Origin of the sequence: Lachnoclostridium phytofermentans (assembly GCF_000733755.1) — a bacterium.
Taxonomy (GTDB): domain Bacteria; phylum Bacillota; class Clostridia; order Lachnospirales; family Lachnospiraceae; genus Lachnoclostridium; species Lachnoclostridium phytofermentans_A.
In genome coordinates this window covers 351,035-377,762 of record NZ_JPOF01000003.1, presented here as the reverse complement: position 1 = coordinate 377,762, position 26,728 = coordinate 351,035, and the positions used below count along the sequence as shown (strand labels likewise).

Here is a 26,728-nt window from a genome sequence, read left to right as displayed (position 1 = left end):
TGGTGGTATAATGGAGGGTTTTTAGTATCTCACGTTAAGATTAGGATAATTTCTTAGATTTTTCAGCACAGACTTTCATTGCCTCCATGATACTGCTTCGAAATCCTGTTTTTTCTAAGCTTTTAACAGCATCAATTGTGGTTCCCCCAGGAGAGCATACCATATCTTTTAGAGCACCAGGATGTTTCCCAGTTTCAAGAACCATCTTTGCACTTCCTAGTACAGCTTGAGCAGCAAAACGATATGCTTTATCTCTTGGCATACCTTCCGCTACTGCAGCGTCCGCCATCGCTTCGATTAATATAAAAACGTAAGCTGGTGAGCTACCACTTACCGCAACAACAGCATCCATAAGGTGCTCCGGTACTTCTTCCGCGATACCAAAACCGCGTAAAAGATTCATAACGAGGGTAAATTCTTCCTCTGTCACCTGATCGTTTCGGCATACTGCTGTGATACCTTCCGATACTAAAGCTGGAGTGTTTGGCATAGTACGGATTAATTTTAAGGTACGTTCAAAGAAAGACTCCACCTTTTTTAAACTTTGTCCAGCTGCAATGGTGACTATAATCGTACTTTTCTTGATATCTTGTGCTATTTCTTTGATAACAGTCTCATAAAATTGAGGCTTTACAGATAGAAAAAGAATATCTACATTAGTTGCTACAGTAAGATTATCTAAAGTTGTATGAATACCTAATGTTTCTTCTGCTTGTTTTAGTGCTTGTGTTGAGGCATCCGATGCAATAATATCCGTTGCCTCTACGATATGATTTTGTATCATGCCACTAATCATAGCTGTTGCCATATTGCCACAGCCAATAAATCCGAGTTTCATGCTCTGTCCTCCTAAGATTACTATTGTTCTATCGTTTCAGGTAGTGAATTTTGTTTATTATTATACCACAGTTTAGTGGAATGTAATAATTAATGAGGGAGTTCGTTTCCCGCCTTTGCTTCAATGAAAAACCGTATACCAACCTAACTTACATAACCTTATTGTTTATCCTTATAATTTTAACTCAAAAAACAACTCAGCAAATTGATTGTCATTATATTTGGAAACTTCATCAAAACCATGCTTACGCATTAAGTGTTGAGAGGCATCTCTATCATATCTTGTATCGGCACAAATTTTATGAAATTTGCTTTCTCTTGCATAATTTAAAGCCGTTTTAAAAAGCATACTTCCATAACCATTTCCTTGTTCTTCTTTTAAAACATAAAGCCTTTTTAATTCCGCGATTTCATTCTTTGTATCAATTGCTCTAACAGCAACTGTGCCAATGAGCCGGCTATCATCATAAATACACCAGAAGCAACCGTTTGACATATAACTATTTTGTATATTAGCAATATCTGAGTGTCGCCCATTTGGCTCATAACTCCACCTTAAATCAGTAAAACATTTTTCAAAAAACTGGTCAATATCTTGTTGTAATTCGATGTTATAAACTTTCATTTCAATCAAAAGAGCTATCACCGCCTATTCTGTTATGCAATCGTAAACAATTTCCAACCAAATATATAGCAACATTATACATTATATGATTACTTGAAATCAATATATTAGTCGTCAAAAAAATAGCATAAAAAATAATGGGTCATTAATAAGTTGCTATGCTCTACAGGTATTTCCTAAAGCGAGTATATTGCGTAGTTATCTATAGTTAATCGGTCAGAATTAAGTTGTGATAGAGATCCCATCCTCCAATATCTCCACTATATAATAAGGAAGAAGAAACACTTGACATAAAAAAATGAAAAGAGTATAGTAGAAAAAAATGGCATCTTTCTCGAAAGGGGTGAACAACATGGTAAATATCATACGCATATCAATTCAGAATGTTTGTTGTTCACAAGTGGATATCATTTTACGATAAGTCATTCTTAACAAAGAATGTTTATGTGAATGTAAGAGGGACGATAGCATTTCTGAAAATATCAGAGATGCTTTTTTATATATAATAAAGTGTACCACAGTTACTTTAAATATGTAATTTCCGAGGGATGCGTACGAAACCTAGGAAAGTGCGGCGAAGTATCATGTCTGGGTAGATATGGCATCAACAATCAAAGGATGCATGCAATGCCTAGAATGGATGTAGCTCTTTGCTTTTTTTTTAATAAGAGTAAGTAAATTTCCACGAAAGGATGTTTATAATTGTTGAATTTATGTAGTTGATAAGATTCGTTATCGGTTAGAATGATTATAAGACACTGAGTAGTAACGAGTGGAAATTTATATAAAATATCTAATGGTTAAATTAGGAGGTATGGGTATGGGAAATAAGAATAAAAGTAACGTGGATTTAAGCCAGATATTTAAGTCAAAGAACTCCAGTTCCTTTACAGGAGCCAATAATGGAAAGAATAATAATAGTAAAGGACGAAATAATCAAGTGATTAATAAAAGCTCCTTAGGAGTAAGAGGGCAATCAAAATAATACGACAAAAAAGCAAGCTGTTATCAAGGAAAATGAAATTGATAACAGCTTGCTTTTTGGTATTAAAAGAGAAAATGATAGTAAAGTGTGCGTAATAATTGAATAAATAAATATTCATTGTAAGGTTAATCCTCTAAGATAGAACCGTCGGTTCCAATTACAGTTATTTGCCATGGAATAAACTTTCCACTCATCTTTAAGGCTTGTTTTACAGCCATCTCAATACCTCTACAACAAGGGACTTCCATACGTACCACATGAACACTCTTGATATTATTATTTACAAGTATTGCAGTAAGTTTTTCGGTATAATCCACCTCATCAAGCTTCGGACATCCTATCAAAGTGATGCGGTTTTTCATAAAATGGTTATGGAAATTTCCATAAGCATAAGCGGTGCAATCCGCTGCAATTAATAGATTTGCTTGTTCAAAGTAAGGTGCATTTACAGGAACTAATTTTATTTGGACTGGCCATTGACGTAGATTACTTTCTATTTCAACGTTATGGTTCATCATTGTATGGGGAGCTAAGACCTTTGCCGCACTGGAAAGGCAACTACAAGGCTTTGCTTCCTTTGCTACATCATGCTCTTGTTGTTTATTCACGGATAGATTAGCCATGTGTTTCATTACCGCTTCTTCATCAAAGGCAACGGTATCTCTTTCTTCAAAGGTAATCGCTCCAGTCGGACACACTGGTAGACAGTTTCCAAGACCATCGCAATAATCATCACGTAATAATTTAGCTTTACCATTTACCATAACAATAGCACCTTCTTTGCAGGCACTTGCACATAGTCCACAGCCGTTACAAGCCTCTTCATCAATTTTTATAATTGTTCTTATCATAATACCCCTCCAAAATATATAATATAAATAATGTCATTTCAAATCAATCGTGTTATGGATATAGTTTATGATATCATTTGAAAAAAGTCTGTTGTAAAAACAACAATAATCGATTAGTATTAATGTAATACTGTATTCTTACATTATTGAAAAATGCATTATGGTAATCTTGTTATATTAACTTGTAAGATTGTAATAACGTAATCAAGTTATATCGCAAGCCTGTAATAGTATAAGGGAATCGTTGAGTACGAACTTGAAGATAGAGAAGTCATTAATGAAACTATAAAACCATAAATCAAATTGCAAATAACATAAATCAAATTGTAAATACTAATCACAGGATTAATGCTATTAATAAATGATAATATCAATTATATTGCAATTGTAAACAAACATATTGTAAATGCAATGAATTGTTGTCATAAAATTCTATATACGAACAATCTCAAATAATTAGGATAATTTAGTACTGAAAGATATTTTCATAATCAACAGTAAACTGTAGGAAGGGGTTTGGCATAGGATGAAACAAAAAGATAGTATAAGCGGTATAATTCCAATGGATTTAGGATCAAATATTGGTTTACTTAGTAAGATATCATTATTTCAAGGGATTGATCAGAAAGATATTGGAAGTATGTTTGCATGCCTTCAAGCAAAAAAGAAAACATTTTTAAAAAATGAGACAATATTAAGAGCAGGAGAGGTGATTTCTCACCTTGGAATTATATTATCTGGCAGAGGACAGATCATACGTGAAGATATTATGGGAAATCGAAATATTTTATCAAATCTTGAGGTTGGCGATATGTTTGCCGAGGCGTTTGCTTGTGCAGAATCACAGAGGTTACCATTTCAGGTAGTAGCGATTACAGACTGTACGGTAATGTTTCTTGATTATCGTCGTATTGTAACTACATGCTCTAGTTCCTGTTATTTTCATACTAGTCTCATTCAAAATATGATGAAGATTCTTGCGGTGAAAAATGTATTACTAACTCAGAAGATGGAACATATGACAAAACGTTCAACAAGAGATAAATTATTATCTTATTTATCCGAACAAGCGGCTAAGAGCAATAGTAAGATTTTTTCAGTACCTTTTAATCGCCAGGAGCTAGCGGACTATTTATGTGTAGACCGAAGTGCCATGTCAAATGAGTTAAGTAAGTTAAAGGAAGAAGGATTAATTGATTATCATCGAAGTGATTTTAGACTGTTAAAAGAGCAATTAAAATAACCATAAAGTGGTAATAAAAAAGTTATAAAAGAGCATTGACAAAAACATAATCCTATAGTATCATATATCTTGCATTCGGCAAACGGCGAATGAATAGAATATGAAATGCACGAGTGGCTCAGTGGTGGAGTATCGCCTTGCCAAGGCGAGGGTCGCGGGTTCGAATCCCGTCTCGTGCTTAATTGAAAAGGGCAGGAAAGCTAGTAAAGGAGCTTTCCTGTTTTTTTTTCTTAAAATAATGTGTGCAACATCCTTTTACGTACTCGAACCGCTATAATGTTTTGTCCATATAGGCACGATTCTTTTCGATTTCATTGTAATTGTAGATATAGCTTTTGTAGTTTCAGTATCTTCATGCCCCATATACACTCTGGTTTCCTCTAACGGCATGCTTCTGCATACAATCTGCTGTAAAAGGTTCTTTGGATACAATGACTGATCGTAAACGGTACTTCGGCTTCTCTGCAATACTTCTCAAGCCAATAGTTGAAGCTTCTGCTCGTCATTCTTTTACCGTTTGACTGTGTAAACAAGTACTTACTGTCAGGTGAAAACTTTTTCACCTCACCGATTTGGAAGTCCATCAGAATCGTATAGGCTTCTATAGTCCCTTTCTGATAAAGAAATTCTTCAAGGGGGTTTCTTTTCTTTTTCAAGATATAGTCTGGAACCATCCTTTTTCTTCTGAATAGAGTGGAATTTAACATCCGTATGTGCGTTAAGTAGTGGATTTACCGATAGAAGTTCCTTATCCAATGCAATCTGAAAGACTGCATTTAAGATAGTTTTCATGTATTAAATTCTTTTCGTGAAAGCTTAAATGTGGCAATGGAATCATTCGGAAAATCATTCAGCATTCTGGTGGTTATTTTCCTTACTGGAATTCTGACAAGTTTGTTATCAACATAATGAAGGTGTACATTTCTTCAAATGTGTAGAGATACACTTTTCATATTGGTTGAGTTTTAGTCTAAAAATTGGTATAATAAGCCAATTAAGTAATATTATTTATCGACTTGATGGAACGATAATAATTTTATATAAAAATTACAACTGGAGAGATCATATGAATCGTCAAGAATATTTTCATCATGAACAGTTTTATAAAGGTATTATAAGAATTATTGGAATAGGAAATGAGTTGTGTTATTTGATTATTGGTAACAATAAAGCTGCATTAGTAGATACTGGAGCAGGTATAGGGAATATCCGCGAATATGTAGAATCCTTAACAAATCTGCCAATATACGTGATTTTGACACACGCACACATTGACCACTCCGCGGGGAGTTTTTATTTTAGTCAGGTTTATCTGACGTCGGAAGATGCCAAGCTTTTGGATTTAGAATTCAACAGTAATCAGTGTAACGAAATGAAAAACTCACTAATAGAATTTGCAATAGCTTCAAATCGACAGATAGGAGATATTGATATTGAGGATATAGTCACCCCATATAAAAGAAAGTTTGAGCTTCTATCTGATGGTGATGTCTTTGACCTTGGAAATATTTCTTTAGAAGTTCTTACTTGTCCGGGACACACCAAAGGAAGTGTAATGATATTAATCAAAGAATTACGAACCATAATTTTTGGTGATGCTTGTCATCCATGTACATGGGTACATCTTCAAGAATCAACCAGTGTAGCCGATTACAGAAATTCATTATTAAAAATTAAATCAAGAGAAGCTGACTACGACCGAGTTTTATTATCACATAGGCCAAGAGATGCAAAAAAAGAGATATTGACTGAAATAATTCACGTATGTGAAGAAGTAATGGATGGGAGAAGCGACAAGATTCCTTTTGAGTTTAACGGTTTTTATCAATCTTATATTGCAAAAAAAGTAGATGAAGAGGATGGTATTATGCGGGCAGATGGAAAAATTGGTAATATCATCTATAAAAATGATTAAAACGAATATGAGACTTGAATTTCACGTTTTTAGTTGACTTAATTCTCATTCAATCAGACAAAAATTAACAGCTTTAAAATAGCACATCACATGTGTTTGTCGCTCTTTCTCAGAGCTTAATTCATAATTTTCAGTTTCACTCATCATTTCTTTCATAGATAATTTCACTTTCGGGATTAAGTTCTCTGGCCTTACTTATGATTTCTTTAGCTACATCAGTAAGAAGAATTAAGCGGTATTCCAATTTTTTCTTTTACTTTATATTAACAACTTAGTAGGTTCATCGGGTACAGCGATAATTTTGAAATCAGATATATCAATATTTGGGAATGAAGATTTTTCTTAGAGATACTGAACAATTGGGTAAAGCAAAAATTAACAGACATTGATAATATTAAAGTTGTTGTGAAAAGTGCTAATGGATGATAAGGACATAAGTAATCTATGATAAATATTGGATTTCGATATATCTAGGGTAGTATTTGAGTTGTACTGAAGCTGCAGCTTTACGAGAATTTTATTTTTCTAAAATTGCCATTACCCATTGACTCTTCCTTTAGGGAAGCCTTTATACTAAACTCATTACAAAACTAGAAAAGAGGTCAAATCAAATGAATAACCTAATCAAAATCAAAGATGTATCAAGCAAGTATAGCATTACAGCACGCACATTGCGTTATTATGAGGATATGGGACTGATAAACAGTGCCAGAAGCGATGATTACGCGTATAGGATGTACGACGAAAATGCGGTCAGAAGGCTTGAGCAAATACTCATTTTACGTAAGCTTAACATTAGCATAAAGGACATTCAACGTATTTTCAGCACTTCCAGTTCTGACATAGTTTTAGAAGTGTTAGAAAAGAAAGTGCAAAACATAGACGATGAAGTTGCTCTCCTGCATGAGTTGAAAGATATTGTTCTGGACTTCATACATGAAATAGAGCGAGTAGATTTTTCTGACAATTCCGACATAAAACTGCTGTATGATAAAGCGAGAGAACTAGAAACACAGTTGATAAGCGTTGACTATATTGGTAAGCCTTCCAATGTAAACCGCTTAATTGAAATAACGGAAAAATTAGATAATAAAATTCCTGATGTAATGGTCGTACGGATACCAAGATTCAAAGCGGTAACGTCCGGTGACCAACTGTGGGGGGATATATTTGAGAACGGTGGATATATGAATCAACTATGGAAACATTTGCATTTGTATAAGAGCGTGATTTTCGATTGTTTTGATTTTTTACTACCGAAAAACGACAAAGCAGAATGGATATGTGCGGTGAAAGAAGGTGTTACTGACGCCGAGGTAAGTCCTTTAAATTTAATCGATTTTCCGGGAGGCTTATACGCTATGGCGGTAAGCATTGACGAAGATGATGAGAGCATAAATAAAGTGCAAAATAAAATTTTCAGGTGGCTTGAAAGCACAAATTTTGAGCTTGACAATAGCCGCGATTTTATGTGCAATATGCCTTATTTGGATGAAGGGGATATAGCCAATAAAGACATTGAAAAGGGACTTGGCTATAAACAACTTCAAAGATATGTTCCAATCAAGTTAAAAGATGATATTAGGTAATATATAAGTAGGCAGGAAGATATAGACGGTTATAGATTTATCCTAGGGTAGTATTTAAGCTGTGCTGAAGCTGCAACTATACGAGAATTTTATATCTTTACAGAAAAGCGTCATTACCCCTTGACTCTTCCTTTGGGGAAGCCTTTATACTAGACTCATCACAATACTAGAAAAGAGGTCAAGTCAAATGAATAACCTAATTAAAATCAAAGATAAATCAAGTAAGAATTTACGAGGAGAAAGAGAATGAGGGAATATAATATCGGCTCAATCGTGCCATTTGGCAGTTATCATTGGCGCATTCTTGATATACAGGGCAATGCGGCTTTGATTATAACGGAATACATAATCGAACAGTCCCCCTATAATAATTACGCTGGTGATGTGACGTGGGCTGACTGCTCGCTAAGAAAATATCTTAATGATGAGTTTTATAACAAATTCACCGAAGCCGAACAGTCAAGAATCCTTCCAGTATGGAACAAAAACCACGACAATCAGTGGTACGGTTCAAGAGGTGGTGAAGATACAAAAGATTACATATTTCTTCTAAGCATGGAAGAAGTAGTCTGCAAATATTTCGGTGACAGCAGTAAAAACCTTGAAAATCGCAGTGCCAAACAACGATATTGGTTCCAAAGGAAAGACATAAACAACATCAAGCGAAGATCGACATTCGACGGGTATGTATGGTGGTGGTGGCTTCGGTCGTCCGGGCGTGACAATAGAAGAGCCGTATATATACACGGTGATGGTAATATTGGCATTCAGGGAAACGGTACCTTCCGATACAGTAGCAACACAATTCATCCTTCAACAGGCGATAACAGTGGTGGAGTTCGTCCTGCTCTGTGGCTGAGCTTGGAATTATAAATATTGAAGCATTTTTCAATTCAAGTAGTTCTATTATCATTACAACATAAATGAAGCTGAAAATCTCGGTTGGGTTAAAGAAGAGAAGAATGCAGAAATCAGAGCAAAATTTAAAAGTATCTTTGATTGGTTCGATGAAGTTGGCGACGAAGACAATCCGCCCTCAATCGTTCTGCGTATCACCCTTACAGAGGGTACTATTACTGACAATGAAAGAAAATACGGCGAGCAGCAGTATGAAGTTGATTTTATCAACCATACGGCAAAATAAATAAATCCGTATAGTTTTAGTATTTTCTCCTGTAGTCAAAGTAAAACAAAGCGATAGGAAATTCATTTAACAAACCGGTAATCTCAACAACCAATCTCATAGGGGAGTTGAGAGTTTTGGATGTATTACTTATTAAATGGTACGGAATGCCTTGAGTTTCAATGGATTTTTTATTCATGATAAGGAAAAGTTAACGAAGCGTACTTTTCTTGTTGCAATGATATATACACCGTATGTTCTTACCAACTGCTTTATGCATTTCCAGTAGGTAGGAATCATACACCAATTTAAGGTAGTGTTTGGTAAACATTATTAATTGGTATACATTATTAATTGGTATACACAGGTTAGTGGTAAATTTAGCTTATTTATTATAATTAATGAGATATTATAGTAATAGAGATTGATAAACAGGATTTAATCTTGTATGGATAAGACGAATAAGCATACAATCGTAGGAACTAACTTCTAAATACAACAACCTGCAAAATCTTGCAAATATTATCGGGTATTAGAGAAAAAATTATATTACACTTATTTTGAAAGGAGAAGTATATGGATACACTTGAGAATATGAAAAAAGCGATTAATTATATTGAAGATAATCTTGATACTGAAATTGAATACGTGAGGGTTGCACAAATAGCATTATGTTCCCAATATCACTTTCAACGCATGTTTGCATTCCTTATTGGCATACCGCTATCCGAGTACATACGCCGTAGGCGATTAACACTTGCTGCCTTTGAGTTGCAAAATAGCAATGAAAAAATTATCGATCTTGCTTTGAAGTATGGTTATAATTCACCTGACTCGTTTTCTCGCGCTTTTCTGGCAATGCATGGCGTTACACCCTCCAAAGCAAGAGAAAAAGGTATATCGCTAAAAGCGTATCCTCGTGTAACGTTCTCATTATCAATAAAAGGAGTGGTTGAGATGAACTACAGAATTGAGCAAAAAGAATCATTTAATATTGTAGGTGTAAAACAGAGGTTTTCACAAATTAATGGCTTGGGTGAGAATATTGGGAAGATGTGGAGTGAAACTCCAAGGGAAACTATTTCACAAATTGCTGAACTTGGAAACGGGTTAGTAGGCGTATACAGTGGGATGTATGAAGATAATACAACTGATTACTATATTGCCGCGATAACAGAAAAAGATTTCCCTAAAACTTTATACAAGCTTGAGATACCATCTCTTACCTGGGCAATTTTTGAGATAACCGGGCCTATGCCTACTGCAATGGCAGATATATGGGGACGAATATTTTCTGAATGGTTTCCTACATCTGGTTATGAGCATGCAGAAGCCCCAGAAGTAGAATGGTACTCAAACGGTGATATGAGTTCGTCTGATTACAAAAGTGAAATTTGGATACCAGTTATTAAAAAGTAATGTTCTGTGACTAGTAAGCATTAATCGTAGTAATACACATTTGTGTTTTCAGGGATTTGTTTAAATCCCATCTTGTACTTTATGAAAAAATAGTCGCTAATCTTTTAAATCAAAGGGCTAGCGATTTTTTGTTGCTTAAAAAAGTAGTAATGAAATGATTCCGGAGATCATCTCGCATTTTCTTGATTGAAAAGGTAGTGCACTTTTAAAAGAGTAGAAGCTACATTATGTATAGATTGACATAATAAAATAAGCAAGGTATAATTTATGGAATAAAATGGTATAATCAAATTGCTTCCAAGGAGAGAAGAAGATATTGAATTTCAATTCTCCAACCCAAGATAGAAAGCGAGAATGTCTCAAAATACACAGAAGTTAACAATTAGCCCATTAAAAGCGTAAAAGAAACAGCATCAATTATTGCATCCTATGTTGGGATTGAAAAAGTTTGCATAGAAGATAATCTGATTGAGAGAGATTACGGAAAATTATCAGGATTACCCCCTGATGAAAGAAATAAATTCTATCTGAGCTTGGCTATTATCCAAGGAAGCAACGCTCTTATTTGTCAGCATTGTTCCCCATTGATTGTTGTGATCGAATCTGAGAGAAGTCGAATGGCAAACCTCTGTGAAGTTAGCCAAACATTTAGTTTTGTATCGTGAGAGAGGATAGACATAATGAAAGGTTTAAAAAAATATATAAAAAAATATGCTTTGTCATTAAAACAGAATTTATTAATAATTTTATTGTTGATTTTTTTATCGTTTATCCAATCAATATCTCCTATAACTCAATATGACAATTTCTATGTATATAAATATGGCTTAATATACCCATGGATTGAATGCTATAGCAGAAGTGATTTAGGACCAGTAAATATATTTACAACTATGTTTTCTGATAGTTATTTAGGTACTTCATGGTATCTACAGAATATAATATTTGCTGTTGTTTTTATAAATATGTTTATTATATTAGTTCGCTATATTAAAAATAGGAGTAAGTACTTTTGTTCATAGTTAAAAACCTATACGCTAAATAATAAAAATGACATGAAAGCTAATAAATCAAGCTTTATATTTTTTTGCACTTAAATTCATGTATGCGGGATGTGTGAATCATTCACTGAAGTCAGATCAGTTTATAAAGCTATGTTTATGTAAGGAACGATTTTACTCAATTTCATGGTAATTGTAGAGATATCCCATGGCTGATCTTTTATCATGTCTGTTTTAATGGGGTTCATTTTTGTAAAGTGAATAATCTTCTGTAAAATATTGACTTCCTATTTTAGGAAAAGTATAATTAAGTATATTCTTATTTGATGTAAAATTAATTCACTATCATTTTAGATTATGAACTAAACATTATCTGTATTTTGAGAGGTATGTTATCATGGAAGAACTGGAAATAAAGAATGTAAATCATCTTTGGCGTATCAGCATTCGGAGGTAAGTAATGATTAATATTGATGAATTATAAATAGTAAATTATTGTCATCAAAATTGTATTCCTTTAAAAATATAGTTAGGTTACCTGTAAAAGCAGCATTTTCATTAGCGCATGAATTAGCCGTAAGCAATCCTGATACTACTGCTTTTTGTGTAGAAACGTTTAAACCAGATACTATTTTAGCTGAGACGGACGATGATGCAGTTGGATTTTATAGAAAAGTTGGTTTCTCTGTGTTGCCATTAGGCGATAAATATAATAGTGGTATAAACAGATATCTTTGTACATTGACGATTGACTAAGAAGCAAGTTTCAATTTATCACGAAAATAGAGATGTTGCTATTCAGAATACTAGAAAACTACATATTGTTTATTATAGGAGCAAGTGAAAGATGTATCTATATCATTATTATGATAAAACAATAGGACCATTTAGGAATCTATCTGATGCTTCCATTGAAGATGCAAAAAGAATCTTAGATGAAATAAAAAGTAAGAAACCTGATGTGCAATGTGCGAAAAGACATCCAACTTATATGGATGACCGCTTACACTATGAAGAAATATTAAGAGAAAAATTTAGGGAAAAGGGCGGAATAATCCATAGGCAAGTGCCTTATTATATGGTTATGGAACATAGTCCATGGTTAAGTACTTGGTTTGACAATTGCGCATATATAAAAATTTCAATAGAGGAGTTTGATTTAACGACAGTATCCTTTACATACGGAGATTCTCACCCAACCTTCAGCCCTCGTATAACAGATGACAAGGAATATCGTAAAAAACTTTATTTATATGATGAAATCCTTGATATAATATTAAAATACGGCTTGCCACAAGACTGGAATGATGACGGTAGATTTGGACCAGAACGATATATAGAAGCACATATTTGGAGTGATGAAACCATTCAAAAGTACATTAAATAGGTTTTAACAAAGATAAAAGGTAAGATGTGTTTAATTCGGGATAACTAAGTATAGAAAGGAGGAAAATTATGCTTAACTCAAAGCAAATGATAGCAGGTGTTCTTGGCATTATCTTTGCCATTATCGGATTTGTATTACGTATCTTTGCATACGATATGTCTTGGCCAAAAGGGAATTTTGGCTATAGCGGGCCTCGTGAAGATACAATATGGGCAATTCAACAAGTGGCATACCAAGAGATTGGATTAATTTTATTTATATTTGGATTGATGGTAATATTAGCCACAATAATCAATTGGTTGTGGATGCAATCATCTTTTGGAGAAGATAAAGCAAAATAAGACTAATACATATCGTGATAATAGAAATTAGTAATTGATAAAACAAAACAACACTAATTCATATCATGCTAATCGAAAATTAAAATTTATACAACAGAACACACACCTTCTAGCTTATCTAGTTTGCTCTCTAAATTCCTTCGGGGTTATCCCCTCAATCTTTTTGAATGTTGCGACAAAATAACTTTGGGAAGAAAAAGATAAAAGCTGACTGATTTGAATATAACGATAGTCGGAATAGGTTAGTAGTCTTTTTGCTTCTTTGATTTTTTGCGCCATAATATAATTACATAAGGTTTGATTTGTTTCTTTATGAAATAGAGCAGATAAGTATTTGGGTGTGAGACCTACTTCTTTTGCTAGATCCTTAAGTGATATATTCTTATGTATTTCGCGTAATATATAGTCTATAGTTTTTGAGATAGCCCTGCTATAGTGGGGGATTTTTGTTGGTTTTATTTCTGCAACTCGCTTTGTAAAGTCCACCGCCATTCTTTCGTTAATTATAGATAATTCATATAGGTTTCTGCATTGTTCCATTTGTTTAATATAGACATCACTTAAGGTAAATGCAGTTTCTTCTTCCAGACCACCTTCGATGGCATATCTTGTCACTAGGGTGGTATTTGCAATACAACCATAAAAGAGTTGCTTTAAAGGATTGCTTGACATATTGCCGTACTTGGTCTGGGGAAGTGTCTTATAAATTGATTCTAAATTGATTAAATCTCCATCCCTTACACAATTTAATACAGCTACTTCGTGACTATATGGAGTATGGCTTCTTACCTCTTCGATATTATCAAATAGCTCACTAACAAAGGTTCTATGGAAAGCATGATGTAGGTTAGAAGCTTTGTAAGTTTGAATTTCCTCCATGGGGGGCGCGATTTGTTTCAATAATAACATCATTACTCTTAAGCATGAGCCAAAAGTAGCAAACGTAACGATAGGTAGATGTTCTACTAAGGACTTTATCTCTTTGGTGTTCATAGCCTTTGCAAAGGAGAGATTATGCATTTCGGCTATATGATAGAACCCTGTTAGTAGCATAGGTCCGCTAAAGAGATAATAAGTTTGTTGATTATGAATATAAGAAAAGAGATAGTATAGTTCATTTTCAAAACATAGGATATCAAAGTCAGGAGTAGTGATTTTCGTAATTAGATTCTTTATATAAGTGGTGAGTTTTTCTTTCACAGAAGTAGAAATGTCTGATAAATAAAGTTGATGCAATTCTAAATTACCATCAAAAATCCAAAGGGGAATTCGATTGTATTCATATAGGCCTTTTAGTATCTCAAAATTCATATTTAGCCTCCATACTGCGACTGATTTTAGGAGCAGTTAATGGCTCAAGTTTGACGCAGCACAAACTTGGTTCATATGCATTGTTATCTACTATTAGATATACTCTAATACCGATGTAAATGTCAAGAAATATTGACATAAAAAGGGATAAATTAATATCTTTTCCAATACGTTAATGGTAACATATTATTAGATAAAGAAGAACGTAATTAATTAGTGACAAAGGAATTAAAAATTATGTAGAGAGGGTGGTCGTATGAAGAAAGAGAACAGTTTATCCAAACGGGAAAAGGTGTTTTACGGATTAGGTGATATGGGAAATAATATTGCCTATGGTGCGATTGGTTTTTATTTTGTATTTTTCTTAACGGATGTGGCAGGAATCTCGCCACTATGGGCAGGGTACATATTTATGGTGATCCGTATGTGGAATGCGGTATGTGATTTATTGATGGGAGTGATTTCGGATCATACCAAATCAAGATTTGGTCGAAGACGACCATACTTATTATTCGGAGCAATTCCACTTGGAATTTTCTTTGGCCTTTTATGGTTAGTACCTTTTAAAGATCATCTACAACAAGTCTTTTACTATACTCTAATAGGTATTGGTTTTAATACCTTATATTCACTAGTTGCTATCCCTTACAATGCATTATTACCAGAAATGTCCCAAGATTATAATGAGCGTACCAGTATCTCAGGGTTTAAGATGGCATTTTCTTTTATTGGTTCATTACTATCAGCAGTGGGAGTTACTTTAATTGTTGATACTATTTTTCAAGGGAAAGAAAGCTACACAAGGAGCTTTCCGGTCATGGGAGTTGTTATGGGAGTAGTCTTAATGATCTGTATTTTACTTGCCTTTATAGGGACCAAAGAACGTGTGAAAGATAAATCAGGTGAAATCAACGGTAACATAGGGAGAAATTTAAAATCTTTACTAAAGTTAAAGGAATTCCGCCTTGTATTAGGGGTTTTCATCTTTAACATGGTTGCTTTTGATATCATTATGGCAATTTACATATTCTTCTTAAAATATTCACTTCAGATTTCAGATGATTTAAGTTATGTCTTTATGGCAGTTCCACTAGTTGCAGCAGTTATAGCAACTCCTCTTTGGGTTAGTGTTAGTAATAAGCTTGGGAAGAAGAGGGCGTATATAATTTCTTCTATTTACTTCATTCTTCCATTGTTATCTTGCATGTTGATTCCTGCTGGAAATATTGTAATCACAATTATCATTGCTGTACTTATTGGAGTTGGTATCTCAGCGTCGCAAGTGTTGGTATTCTCCATCTTACCTGATGTGGTTGAAGTTGATGAGATGAAGAATGGAGTCAGAAGAGAAGGAATGATGTATGGGGCGACTATGCTCCTTTATAAAATTAGCTCCGCCATCTTAGTTGCAGTGGTAACCGCGGCTATGGGATGGTTTGGTTATGTGGAAAGTGCAAGTGGTGCAGTAATTACGCAATCCGCCAGCGCAGTGCTTGGAATCCGTTTCTTGATGGGATGTGTTCCAGCTCTTAGCTTAGTAGTATCTATTATTTTTATGAAGTTACTTCCAATCGAAAAGTCTAGTTTTGAGGATGCCAAGAAGATGATTTCAGAAAAAGAATAACGAGGTGGGCTATGAGGAGTGAAATAATAGAGAAGGCAAATATACTAGTTTCTCAAATGACATTAGAAGAAAAAGCAGGGTTGTGTTCTGGTCTTGATTGTTGGAATACCAAACCGATAGAACGGTTGGACATGGATTCCATTATGATGTCAGATGGACCTCATGGGCTAAGAAAGCAACTAGGATCAACAGATAATCTAGGCATAGGAAATAGTGAACCAGCGGTTTGCTTTCCAACAGCCAGTGCGCTAGCTTGTAGTTTCGACCGATCGTTGGTGTACCAAGTAGGAAGGGCAATTGGCGAAGAGTGTGTGGCTGAGGGGGTATCGGTTGTTCTTGGGCCAGGTGTAAATATGAAGAGAAGTCCTTTGTGTGGTAGAAATTTTGAGTACTATAGCGAAGACCCGATTCTCTCTGGAGAATTAGCCGTTAGTGCAATTAACGGAATTGAAAGCACAGGGACGAAAACATCTTTAAAACATTTTGCAGTGAATAATCAGGAAAAGAGAAGAATGACCATAGATGCTGTTATTGATGAGAGAACACTTCGGGAAATTTATCTGAGAGCTTTTGAAATTGCGGTGAAGAAGGGAAAACCAGGAACGGTAATGTGCTCTTATAATAAGATTAACGGAGTGTATTCCAGTGAGAACCCTTATCTACTGACTAAGGTTCTAAGAGAAGAGTGGGGATATGAAGGGTTAATTGTCTCTGATTGGGGTGCGGTGAATAATCGGGCACTTGGAGTAAGGGCAGGACTGGATATTGAAATGCCTGGAAATAAAGGATATAACGATAATAAAGTGTTGGCGGCCATTAAGAGTGGGGAGTTAACAGAAGGCGAATTAAATCAAGTGGCGGAGAGAGTAACTGCCTTTATTTTAGAGGCACTAGAGAATCGAAAAGTAAAGAAAGATAACGCTCTTAATGAGAATGATGATGCTCTTCATAAGAAGGATGAGAATACCGAAAAGGATTGCTTTGGTTATGACAAAGAGGAACACCACAAGTTAGCGGTATCTGCATCAGAACAATCTTGTGTATTATTAAAAAATGAAGACTCTCTATTACCATCTAAGGACTTACTTAAAAATCCAACGAAACAAGTTGCAGTTATCGGAGCATTTGCAAAGAATATTCGTTACCAAGGTGCCGGTAGTTCCAAAATCAATCCGATTCAAGTTGATCAACCATGGAGTGAACTCATTGTTCGTGGAGTGAATGCAGTCTTTGCCCAAGGATATCAGTTAAAGGTGAAGCCGTTAGGTGCTAAACTGAATAAAGAAGAATTGGAAGAACAAGAACAGTTAATAAAAGAAGCATGTGAAGTGGCAAAAGGGAAAGAGGTAGTATATCTATTTGTTGGATTACCAGAAGGATATGAATCAGAAGGTTTTGACCGAGTTAGTTTAGGATTACCTAGGGAACAGAATCGTTTGGTAGAAGAGGTTAGTAAATGTAATCCTAATGTGGTTGCTATATTAATCGGGGGTGCTCCTATAGAACTACCATGGATTCATCAAGTAAAAGCTGTTTTACTTGCTTACCTTGGAGGAGAAGGGGTAGGAAAAGCAATCGTTAATCTACTCTTAGGGGTAAGTGTACCATGTGGTAAGTTAGCTGAGACTTGGCCATTAAAATTAGAGGATACCCCAAGTTATTCTTATTTTCCAGGTGGCAATCAAACCGTTGAATATCGGGAAAGTATCTTTATTGGATACCGATATTATGAGGCTGCGGGAAAAGAAGTGCTATTTCCATTTGGCTACGGATTATCCTATTCGAAGTTTCAGTACTCGAATCTTAGATTAGATAAGATGGCTTGTAAGTATGGCGATGACATTCAGGTGAAATTCACTGTTAAAAATATAGGAGATTATGATGCGAAGGAAATTGCTTATGTTTTTGTAGCACATAAGAATAAGAAAGTATTTTTGCCAAAGAAAGAAATGAAGGAATTTACGAAAGTTCATCTAAATAAGGGAGAGAGTAAGGAGATTTCACTTACCTTAGATACCAAGACTTTTGGGTATTATAACACAATCATCAAAGATTGGTACGCAGAAAGTGGAGAGTATGAAATTATGGTTGGAGCTTCTACTAAGGATTGCTCACTTAATTCAAAGATAAATTTAGAAAGTACGGAACAGGCACAACCTGATTTTAGGAAAAGTGCACCAACGTATTATCAATTACCAAAAGAAAATTTCACCGTTGATTCCAAAGAATTTGAAGCTCTGTATGGAAAATCACTGCCAGTAAGTAACAGTCAGATTACAAGGCCATTTAATCAAAACCATACCTTAGAAGATATTAAGCATACCTTTGTTGGAAAATTAGTGAATAGGTATGCAGATATGATATTGAATAAAGTATCTAAGTTAGAAGATGGTCAAGAAGGGATGATGATAGCAATGATTAAGGAAATGCCATTCTTTGCAATGGTTGCATCAGGGGATGGATTAATTACAGAGAGCATGATGGAAGGAATCTTGGATTTACTAAATGGATATTATGTCAGTGGGGTGAAGAAGGTTTTGAAGTAGGGAGTATAAGAGGAGTGCATAATTGAATATGATATGTACAGGTCAAAATACACTATTTTCCAAAGAAATATTTGACTTTCTGGTTTGGAAAAAATATACTGAGTAAAAAGGCAATTTTAGGAGGATAAAATTTTGAAGGAACTATTAAAGCCAAAGGTATTAAAACCAGGAGATACAATTGCTCTCATTTCATTATCTGGTGGCAGGGGTGGAGATGCTGACCTGCTTACCAGATTTAATGAAGGAAAAAGACGTTTAGAAAGTTTATTCGGAGTAAAAGTTATTACGACTCCTAATGCACTAAAGGGAAGCGACTATCTTTATCAACATCCAGAAGCACGTGGAGCTGATTTAATGTGGGCATTGAATAATAAAGATGTTAATGGAATCATCTGTATTATGGGTGGTGATGACTCTTATCGCGTATTCCCTTTTATAGATGCTGAAGTAATACATAATAATCCTAAGGTGTTTATGGGATATTCTGACATAGCATCTTGGAATACCTTATTTGCGGTCGCTGGCGTCATGTCATTTTACGGTCCTAATCTTCTTACACCAATTGCTCAACCTGTAAAGCTTGATGATTATACAATGCAAGCCATAAACAAAAGCTTATTTAGTAAGGAAATGATAGGAGAAATTAAGCCATGCGATTCATATACCAATATTGAATGGCGAGATGTATCTGAAAATGATATAGTATGGACTAAGAATACAGGTTATAAGTTATTACAAGGGAAAGGTAAAGTAAAAGGAAGGTTATTTGGTGGCTGCGGAGCCCCATTAAGACAGATTATGGGGACAAAATATTTCCCGAAACCAGAATTTTTCAATGATTGTATTCTCTTTTTAGAAATCGGTTCACCATATGGTAGTTCATTGGCTGGACTGCATGAGCTTCGAGCTTTTGATGCAGCTGGACTTTTTAAACATGCAAATGGACTTATAGTGCATCAATTGAATGAAGAAGAAGAAAAAATTTTATTGAAATTTCTTAAATATGAGGCAAATAGAGAAGATATTATAGTTTTGGAGAATGTCGATTTCTCTCATCGCACTCCAATGACAATAATGCCTGTAGGTGCAATGGCAGAAATTGATTGCGAAAAAATATCTTTTACTGTTATTGAATCTGCTGTATGCTAATTTCTGCACAAACGATGAATAATTCTCATGTGTGCAGGAATGTAAGTATAAAAATAACAGAAATTATACAAGGAGATTATGTTTATGCCAATAATCAAAGGATTAGAGACCACCTTTAACACAGTTTACTCTGAATATGATAAAAATGCCTATTATTGGATTTTATAATACATTATAGTTCTTGACATGAAATAGTAAAAAGATTATAATTCCGAAAAAGAATGAAAAGCAATGAAAAGAGATAGTAAACATTTTGGATATTACAGAGAGAAGTTGGTTGGTGAAAAACTTTATTGATGAAATGTTGAACCAGTCTTGGAGCTGTGTACTGACTACATTGTATAGGCTACACTGGGTGCGCCCATTATAGCGTCTGAGTATCGAATGTATTCCGTACTTGTTAAGGTCTGTATTGTGAGATACAGATGAATTAAGGTGGTAACACGAAGCTTACGCTCTCGTCCTTGAAATATAAGCAAGGAGGGAGCTTTTTTGTTGTTCTAAATTAATTATTGTTTATGTAGGAGGAATGGATATGAAAAATTTTATAATAGAAAGCTATGAGAATTCTAAAGAAGAAGATAGACTAACAACCAATAATGCTAGAAGGATTGAGTTCATAACAACAACTAGAATCTTTGATGAATTATTCGAAAATAAAATGAAAGTGTTAGATTGCGCGGCAGGAACAGGGGTATATGCATTTTATTTAGCGAATAAGGGACATGAGGTGACTGCCACAGATATAACTCCAAGACATATTGAAATAATTGAACAAAAGTTGAAGAATAAAAAATATTATATGAATACTTCGATTTTAGATGCAACGGATATGAAGATTTATGAAGATGAATCATTTGATATTGTCCTTAATATGGGACCACTTTATCACTTAATTACGGAAGATCTGAGACAAAAATGTATTTCTGAATCACTTAGGGTTCTTAAAAAGGGAGGACTTTTAGTAACCTCCTATATTCCTAGATATTATGTTTTTCAACATATAGCTATGAGTGATAGACGATATGTGGATATGAAATTAGCAAAGCAGTTAATCGACACTGGAGTTTTAAAACATGATGATGAGAATTGTTTTTGGACAGATACTTATTATTCCAGTATGGATGAAATGGAGGAGTTATACATAAGAAATGGTCTAAAAATAATAGAACATTTTGCACAAGATGGAATGTCACCATTGCTGCGAGAGAGAATAGATGCCTTGAGTGCTGCCCAATTTGAGGTTTGGTGCAATTATCATTATAGTATATGTCGTGAAAAATCAGTATTAGGTGCAAGTAATCATGTAATTATAGTAGGGAAAAAATAGGTATTATGAAAGAATTTATGCATATAGGGTGAAGGAGTATACTCATTAAAAGCTTGACTAGATAATATTGGAAAAAGTATAATTAAATAACATAGAGCTAAATCTGACATAAACGAAGGAGAAAATAAATGCCAATTAAAAATATTGAACAACCTGAAATTATCGTTATTACAAATAAACTGAGATTAAGAAAATACGACGGAGTATTTGACTTTGCATTAAAGTGGTATCAAGACGAGGAAACGTTACTATCTGTAAATAACACACCGGATAAATATGATATGGATCGACTTAAAAGAATGTATACTTTCTTAGCAAATCAGGGAGAAGAATATTTTATTGAAATTATAGAAGGTGAAACATTCGTCCCAATAGGTGATGTGACATTTTGGAAGGATGATATGCCCATAGTGATTGGAGAAAAGAAGTATAGGGGGAAAGGAATTGGAAAACTTGTAATCACTGCATTGATAAATAGAGCTAAAACACTAGGCTATGGAGAAATCAGAGTAGATGAAATATACAAGTTTAATATATCTTCTCAAAAATTATTTGAAAGCTGTGGATTTACTAAATACGAGGAAACTGAAAAAGGATACCGATATTGTTATAAAATATCAAATTAATTTAAAAGGATAATTAGGAAGATTTTTAGTTATGGAGTTCTTATATGAATGAGTTAAAGCTAAACATGGGAGAAGTTGTAAACAAAAAAGTATTAGTGCAGATATATCTTAATGCAGGGTTCAAAATTGTAAAAATCATTGATCATGATAATGGCCAGTCGATGGCATTATATGAAATAAAATTGTAAATCATTAGAAGAATATGGATTGACACACTAGCTGCAGTTAGAAAAACATGAAGAAGAAACAAAAAGGCTAATCAAACAAAAAGAAAACAGCGATTGCCAACTTATAGTTGGTATTGGCGGTATGACAAGGAAAGACTTAGAAACAGCGATATCCGAGAATAAAAAAATGAAAATAGTACATGTAGGATTATTTTTTTTAGCGAAAGATGTTAGCTTAGAATTATTTGAGCAAGTGGTTGAATCAATAAAAGTGTATGGAGTTAGTAGGTGTTCTAAAGAAATAAAAGATAAATACGGAATATGAAGCTGAAAGATGATACAACTAGGAGTATTAACAAGGAAATAAGTATGCTTGATCAACTCTTTGCAGAAGGATTTAAGCCTAATAAAGAGAAAAGCCAGACTAAAAAAATCTCGATAAGCAACTTACAGTAGCAACACGATGCGAAAAACAGTAGAAAATGTTTTTGGGGAAGGGGAATAAAATGAATACCATTATTATTTTTTCAAGTAAATATGGGTGTACAGCGGACTGTGCATGTAACTTAAAAGGCAAATTAACTGGCCAAGTGACACTTACTGACATAAATAAATCGAACATAAAAATTGAGATAGAAAAATACGACACTATTATTATTGGTAGTTCGATCTATGTAGGCGCGATTTCAAAAAAGCTCCGCACATTATGTCATGAGAACATTGAGTTATTAACTCAAAAAAGAGTAGGTATTTTCCTGTGTTGTGCATTTCCAGAACAAGCAAATGATTATCTGTCCGCTAATTTTCCATCAACATTGTTAAAAAACACAAAGACAGTAAAGATGTTTGGTGGTGAAGCGCGGTTAGAAAAAATGAGTTTTTTAGATAAGTTAATTGTGAAGTCTGCCACAAAAGGAAATTATAAGAATTTGAAGATTTCACATGAGAGCTTAGAGGATTTTGTTAGAGAAATAAGTGTGTAAAACAAAATGTTAATCATATAATTTTTCCTTTCATACATAGAATAACCCTTTCATTAGACAATTGTTTTTGCCTAACAGAAGGGGTTACTTTATTCATGACAAGGAAAAGTTCGCGAAGCTTGCTTTTTCTTGTTTATCGGATGATTATATTTTAATGGAAAATTATGTTTAACTCTGCATTGTAATATGCTATCATAATTTAGGAATAAAAGTAATCATATATAATATTGTTGTAAAAAAGGTATACTTTTTATCATTTCTAAAGTAAATTATGGAATGATAAATTTTTGGGAGGTAATGATGGAATTATCGATAGCTTTCGGACTTATTTATGCGATTATTTCAACAGCAAATTATCTAATTCAGATTATCACAGTAATACCAAGTCTTAAAAACTATCAGCTGGATGGATTGGAGATTCTGGTCGCAGGCAACTCCAATTCGATATTCTATGCATTGATGGGGTCTTATTTGTTTTTATGTATCTCATCATTTTTCATAGCCTTCGTCTTTCATAAGGAGAAAGAACAAAAAGCAATCCGATTGTTATTCTTTGGAGCAGGACTGGCTGGTCCAATATGACTGATTGGTGCAGTAGTACCACTTCTAATGCCTATCGCTGGGGCTATGTGGGCTTTATGTTTCGGCTTGTGGCGTAGAATTAAATGGATTATGGGTCTACCCTGATAAGAGGGGGAGAGGGATTTCGTTAATGTTAATGTCCAAGATTTTAAGTTTTTATGAAACTTTGGGATTAAAGGAGATTATTATTTATAATTTCCATCATTCATCATCGAACTCATTTTACAAAAAATTTGGAGCAAAAGTTTTTAAAACCCAATTTCAACTAAAAGAGCAGATTCTTACAGATGTTTTTAAGTGCGATATCATAACGATGAAAGACAGTATGAATGGAAGTATATTAAAATATAGCATTTAAACCAGGAGCAAAATGGATATTTTTCGTTTATCTGAGTAAGTAAAAACAGCAGGAACATGCTATCTCTTTATCATGTACATAACATGAAATCTATCATATGATGAGGCAGATACTGATAAGAGAATAACTTTAAAACTGTCAATATGTTAGGAACATACTTTTTTATTACATTCTTAATGTAAGTGAGAGTAATATCATTATAAAGGGAGGCCTATTAACATGGATAAAATAAATATGAAACCTGCATGGGTATTTAGTCCGCAACCTATGTATCTTATAGGTACTAAAAATGAAGATGATACACCGAATTTTTGCATCATTACTTGGTTGGGATTTAGCTTTGATAATGGACCGCATCTTATGTTAACAATAGGAGGGAGTAAACAGACAAAGACCAATATTATGAGAGAACAGTCCTTTTCAGCAAATTTAATTAGCACTGATATGATATGGTTAGCAGATTACTTTGGAACAACAACAGGGGAAGAAAAGCTAAAAAACGATATGAGTTTCCATTATAGTTGGGGAAATCATCGAAAAGTACCTATACTTGACCAAAGTAAATGGGTCTATGAATGTAGTGTAAGCAAAACAATTGAACTAGAGGGAAGTCATTTGTTTTTAGCTAGAATTGAAAATATACAAATAGATAAGAGCTTGGAAGATATGAATATGGAGATGATTGATTTAGAAAAGTTAGATCCTGTTATCTATGCGCCATATAATTATTTTTCGATTGATAAAAGAATCGGTGGCTGCGGAGAATGGAGAAGTCAACGGTAATTGCATCCTAAAAAAATGGTAAAAAAAACTAAAAAATATATTGACAAAATAAATTTGGTGTAATATCATGTGTTTATCAAAAAAAGAGGATAAAGGCGTTCTTAAAAAGAATGTCTTTGTCCTCTTTTTTTTAATTAACTTGGAGGTGCTTATATGAATACTACTATGATTATTGACACACTGTGGGTATTTCTTGCAGCTATTTTGGTTTTCTTTATGAACCTTGGCTTTGCAGCTGTTGAAGCGGGTTTTGCGAGATCTAAGAATACTGTAAATATCCTGTCAAAAAACTTTATCGTTTTTGCAGTTTCATCCTTAGGATTCCTGCTACTTGGTTGGGGGCTGATGTTTGGTGGTGACAATCCTTTTGTCGGAACAAAGAATCTCTTTATCTTAGGAAACACTGATCTTTCTTTTTACGATGTCACTCTGACTTCAAACGTTCCTTTTTGGGGTAAGTTCTTCTTCCAGTTGGTGTTCTGTGGTACTGCAGCAACCATTGTTTCCGGTGCTGTTGCTGAGCGTGTTAAATACGTTGCATTCATTATCTTTTCGTTTGTACTCACACTTGTTATCTACCCAATCGTAGGCCACTGGGTATGGGGTGGTGGCTGGCTTGCAGATCTAGGATTTATGGACTTCGCTGGCGACACTGTGGTTCACTCTGTTGGCGGTTGGGCAGCTCTTTCTGGGGCGTTGATTCTAGGTCCTCGGATTGGTAAATATGGTAAAGACGGTAAAGCTAAGGCAATTCCAGGTCACAATATGTCCCTTGCCGTTATCGGTCTGTTCGTTCTATGGCTTGGATGGTTTGGTTTCAATCCTGGATCAACCATGAGCTTTCAGAATCCTTCGGACGTCATGTACATTCTAATGACAACGAACACTGCAGCGATTGCGGCTGTTTTAACATCCACCATTACCTCTTGGATTTTCATAGGAAAGCCAGACTTAGGTATGACAATTAATGGATGTCTTGCAGGTTTAGTAGGAATTACTGGTAGCTGTGCCTATGTCAGTATCGAAGCCTCCTTATTAATCGGTGCGATAGCTGGTATCATTGTAGTATTTGCAGTTTTATTCTTTGATCGAATAAAAGTTGACGATCCGGTTGGTGCAACATCAGTTCACCTTTGTTGTGGTATTTTAGGTACAATTAGCGTTGGACTATTTGCAAAAGAGGGTGTTACAAGTCTTTCCACTAAAAATGGTCTATTTTACGGTGGAGGATTTGAGCTACTCGGTGTTGAACTGCTTGGCATAGTTGCTGTCGGAGCTTTCGTATTCACATCCTCATCCCTCGTATGGATGATAATTAAGAAAACAATTGGGATTCGAGTATCACGTGAGGAAGAAATCGCCGGTCTTGACATTGGTGAGCATGGAAATTCAGCATATCCAGACTTCGCTTTAGTTGCGACGGGTTCAGAATTTTCAAATGGCATTGAAGATGTCAAGTTAGATATTACAAATGCACCTGCTGTTTCGGCAGATACTGCTATCCCTGTTGTTCACAAGGAACATCCAGGAGCAAAAATGACAAAGGTTACAATTATTACAAATCAAACCAAATTTTCAGAACTTCAGGATGCGCTTGATAAACTAGGCATCACAGGGCTTACAATTACGAATGTTTTTGGCCATGGTATGCAAAAAGGCCACCAAACTTACTTCCGAGGTGCACCTATGGAGACAAGATTGCTTCCTAAGATTAAGATTGATGTTATCATATGTAAAATTCCTACTCAAACGCTCGTTGACACTGTTCAAAAAGTGCTTTATACAGGAAAGATTGGTGACGGAAAAATCTTCATTTACGATGTGGAAGATGTTATCAAGATTCGTACCAACGAACACGGTTACGATGCATTGCAGGATGAAGACTAGAGAAAACTGTAGAATACTTTGCATATAAATAAATGATAAGCTTCCTTTCAGTTGAAAATTATGGTG

At 34.5% G+C, this 26,728-nt stretch carries 26 protein-coding genes, 1 tRNA gene and 1 other annotated feature; of the genes, 22 read left to right on the top strand and 5 right to left on the bottom strand.

Annotated features, from left to right (window positions below):
• Positions 1-40: 40 nt before the first annotated feature.
• Positions 41-838 (bottom strand): pyrroline-5-carboxylate reductase, encoded by a 798-nt coding sequence (proC, locus tag CC92_RS0107090; protein WP_029503613.1) that lies wholly within the window; start codon positions 836-838, stop codon positions 41-43.
• Positions 839-1,009: 171 nt separating this feature from the next.
• On the bottom strand, positions 1,010-1,462 hold the full coding sequence (locus CC92_RS0107085; RefSeq protein ID WP_242841393.1) for a GNAT family N-acetyltransferase: 453 nt from the start codon (positions 1,460-1,462) through the stop codon (positions 1,010-1,012).
• Between the two features lie 820 nt (positions 1,463-2,282).
• Here CC92_RS0107085 and CC92_RS22485 point away from each other — a divergent pair.
• On the top strand, positions 2,283-2,447 hold the full coding sequence (locus tag CC92_RS22485; protein WP_155998390.1) for a hypothetical protein: 165 nt from the start codon (positions 2,283-2,285) through the stop codon (positions 2,445-2,447).
• 125 nt (positions 2,448-2,572) lie between these two features.
• Here CC92_RS22485 and CC92_RS0107075 read toward each other — a convergent pair whose 3' ends face one another.
• Complete coding sequence (locus CC92_RS0107075; RefSeq protein ID WP_029503616.1) at positions 2,573-3,298, bottom strand: ATP-binding protein; 726 nt, start codon at positions 3,296-3,298, stop codon at positions 2,573-2,575.
• A 526-nt stretch (positions 3,299-3,824) separates the two neighbouring features.
• Here CC92_RS0107075 and CC92_RS0107070 point away from each other — a divergent pair.
• Together CC92_RS0107070 and CC92_RS0107065 are read left to right on the top strand one after the other, a co-directional pair.
• Complete coding sequence (locus tag CC92_RS0107070) at positions 3,825-4,541, top strand: Crp/Fnr family transcriptional regulator (protein WP_081841898.1); 717 nt, start codon at positions 3,825-3,827, stop codon at positions 4,539-4,541.
• A 107-nt stretch (positions 4,542-4,648) separates the two neighbouring features.
• A tRNA-Gly gene (locus tag CC92_RS0107065) sits at positions 4,649-4,720 on the top strand.
• Between the two features lie 201 nt (positions 4,721-4,921).
• On the opposite strand, the gene CC92_RS0107060 is transcribed toward CC92_RS0107065, so the two are convergent.
• Complete coding sequence (locus CC92_RS0107060) at positions 4,922-5,215, bottom strand: hypothetical protein (RefSeq protein WP_029503619.1); 294 nt, start codon at positions 5,213-5,215, stop codon at positions 4,922-4,924.
• 392 nt (positions 5,216-5,607) lie between these two features.
• Here CC92_RS0107060 and CC92_RS0107055 point away from each other — a divergent pair, with 392 nt between their 5' ends.
• The 7 genes from CC92_RS0107055 to CC92_RS0107025 all read left to right on the top strand — a co-directional run bounded on the left by CC92_RS0107055 (position 5,608) and on the right by CC92_RS0107025 (position 13,316).
• A complete protein-coding gene (locus CC92_RS0107055; protein ID WP_029503620.1) occupies positions 5,608-6,456 on the top strand; it encodes an MBL fold metallo-hydrolase in 849 nt (282 codons plus the stop codon).
• A 611-nt stretch (positions 6,457-7,067) separates the two neighbouring features.
• Positions 7,068-8,045: a MerR family transcriptional regulator gene (locus CC92_RS0107050; protein WP_029503622.1), complete on the top strand. Its 978-nt coding sequence runs from the start codon at positions 7,068-7,070 to the stop codon at positions 8,043-8,045.
• A 246-nt stretch (positions 8,046-8,291) separates the two neighbouring features.
• Positions 8,292-8,918 (top strand): DUF6273 domain-containing protein, encoded by a 627-nt coding sequence (locus tag CC92_RS0107045; RefSeq protein ID WP_029503623.1) that lies wholly within the window; start codon positions 8,292-8,294, stop codon positions 8,916-8,918.
• An 89-nt stretch (positions 8,919-9,007) separates the two neighbouring features.
• Complete coding sequence (locus tag CC92_RS22105; protein ID WP_197035786.1) at positions 9,008-9,193, top strand: hypothetical protein; 186 nt, start codon at positions 9,008-9,010, stop codon at positions 9,191-9,193.
• 551 nt (positions 9,194-9,744) lie between these two features.
• Positions 9,745-10,587, top strand: a complete 843-nt coding sequence (locus CC92_RS0107040; protein ID WP_029503624.1) for an AraC family transcriptional regulator — start codon at positions 9,745-9,747, stop codon at positions 10,585-10,587.
• A 1,848-nt stretch (positions 10,588-12,435) separates the two neighbouring features.
• Positions 12,436-12,975 (top strand): hypothetical protein, encoded by a 540-nt coding sequence (locus CC92_RS0107030; protein ID WP_029503626.1) that lies wholly within the window; start codon positions 12,436-12,438, stop codon positions 12,973-12,975.
• A gap of 68 nt (positions 12,976-13,043) precedes the next feature.
• Positions 13,044-13,316: a hypothetical protein gene (locus CC92_RS0107025; RefSeq protein WP_029503627.1), complete on the top strand. Its 273-nt coding sequence runs from the start codon at positions 13,044-13,046 to the stop codon at positions 13,314-13,316.
• Positions 13,317-13,430: 114 nt separating this feature from the next.
• Here the strand turns inward: CC92_RS0107025 and CC92_RS21525 are convergent, their stop codons facing one another.
• A complete protein-coding gene (locus CC92_RS21525) occupies positions 13,431-14,627 on the bottom strand; it encodes a helix-turn-helix domain-containing protein (RefSeq protein WP_051650785.1) in 1,197 nt (398 codons plus the stop codon).
• A gap of 256 nt (positions 14,628-14,883) precedes the next feature.
• On the opposite strand from CC92_RS21525, the gene CC92_RS0107015 reads away from it, so the two are divergent.
• The 12 genes from CC92_RS0107015 (at position 14,884) to CC92_RS0106950 (ending at position 26,662) form a co-directional block, all read left to right on the top strand.
• Positions 14,884-16,251 (top strand): MFS transporter, encoded by a 1,368-nt coding sequence (locus CC92_RS0107015; RefSeq protein ID WP_029503630.1) that lies wholly within the window; start codon positions 14,884-14,886, stop codon positions 16,249-16,251.
• 11 nt (positions 16,252-16,262) lie between these two features.
• A complete protein-coding gene (locus tag CC92_RS0107010) occupies positions 16,263-18,797 on the top strand; it encodes a beta-glucosidase (RefSeq protein ID WP_034218444.1) in 2,535 nt (844 codons plus the stop codon).
• A gap of 132 nt (positions 18,798-18,929) precedes the next feature.
• Entirely contained in the window at positions 18,930-19,946 is a 1,017-nt protein-coding gene (locus CC92_RS0107005) for a S66 family peptidase (RefSeq protein WP_029503634.1), read from the top strand.
• A 222-nt stretch (positions 19,947-20,168) separates the two neighbouring features.
• Positions 20,169-20,415 (top strand) — a binding site (T-box leader).
• Positions 20,416-20,481: 66 nt separating this feature from the next.
• Positions 20,482-21,276 (top strand): class I SAM-dependent methyltransferase, encoded by a 795-nt coding sequence (locus CC92_RS22100; protein ID WP_029503635.1) that lies wholly within the window; start codon positions 20,482-20,484, stop codon positions 21,274-21,276.
• Between the two features lie 128 nt (positions 21,277-21,404).
• Positions 21,405-21,902 carry a GNAT family N-acetyltransferase gene (locus CC92_RS0106990; RefSeq protein ID WP_029503638.1) on the top strand — a complete coding sequence of 166 codons (498 nt, stop codon included), beginning with the start codon at positions 21,405-21,407 and terminating at the stop codon, positions 21,900-21,902.
• Between the two features lie 44 nt (positions 21,903-21,946).
• Positions 21,947-22,090, top strand: coding sequence for a hypothetical protein (locus CC92_RS22480; protein WP_155998394.1), 144 nt, complete (start codon positions 21,947-21,949; stop codon positions 22,088-22,090).
• Between the two features lie 31 nt (positions 22,091-22,121).
• Complete coding sequence (locus CC92_RS23620) at positions 22,122-22,394, top strand: hypothetical protein (protein ID WP_162175535.1); 273 nt, start codon at positions 22,122-22,124, stop codon at positions 22,392-22,394.
• A 181-nt stretch (positions 22,395-22,575) separates the two neighbouring features.
• Positions 22,576-23,052, top strand: a complete 477-nt coding sequence (locus CC92_RS0106970) for a flavodoxin domain-containing protein (protein WP_029503642.1) — start codon at positions 22,576-22,578, stop codon at positions 23,050-23,052.
• 300 nt (positions 23,053-23,352) lie between these two features.
• Positions 23,353-23,634 carry a hypothetical protein gene (locus CC92_RS0106965; RefSeq protein WP_029503643.1) on the top strand — a complete coding sequence of 94 codons (282 nt, stop codon included), beginning with the start codon at positions 23,353-23,355 and terminating at the stop codon, positions 23,632-23,634.
• Positions 23,635-23,671: 37 nt separating this feature from the next.
• Positions 23,672-23,992, top strand: a complete 321-nt coding sequence (locus tag CC92_RS23615; RefSeq protein WP_081841899.1) for a GNAT family N-acetyltransferase — start codon at positions 23,672-23,674, stop codon at positions 23,990-23,992.
• Between the two features lie 219 nt (positions 23,993-24,211).
• Positions 24,212-24,775, top strand: a complete 564-nt coding sequence (locus CC92_RS0106955) for a flavin reductase family protein (protein ID WP_029503647.1) — start codon at positions 24,212-24,214, stop codon at positions 24,773-24,775.
• 153 nt (positions 24,776-24,928) lie between these two features.
• A complete protein-coding gene (locus tag CC92_RS0106950) occupies positions 24,929-26,662 on the top strand; it encodes an ammonium transporter (RefSeq protein WP_029503648.1) in 1,734 nt (577 codons plus the stop codon).
• The last annotated feature ends 66 nt before the right edge of the window (positions 26,663-26,728 follow it).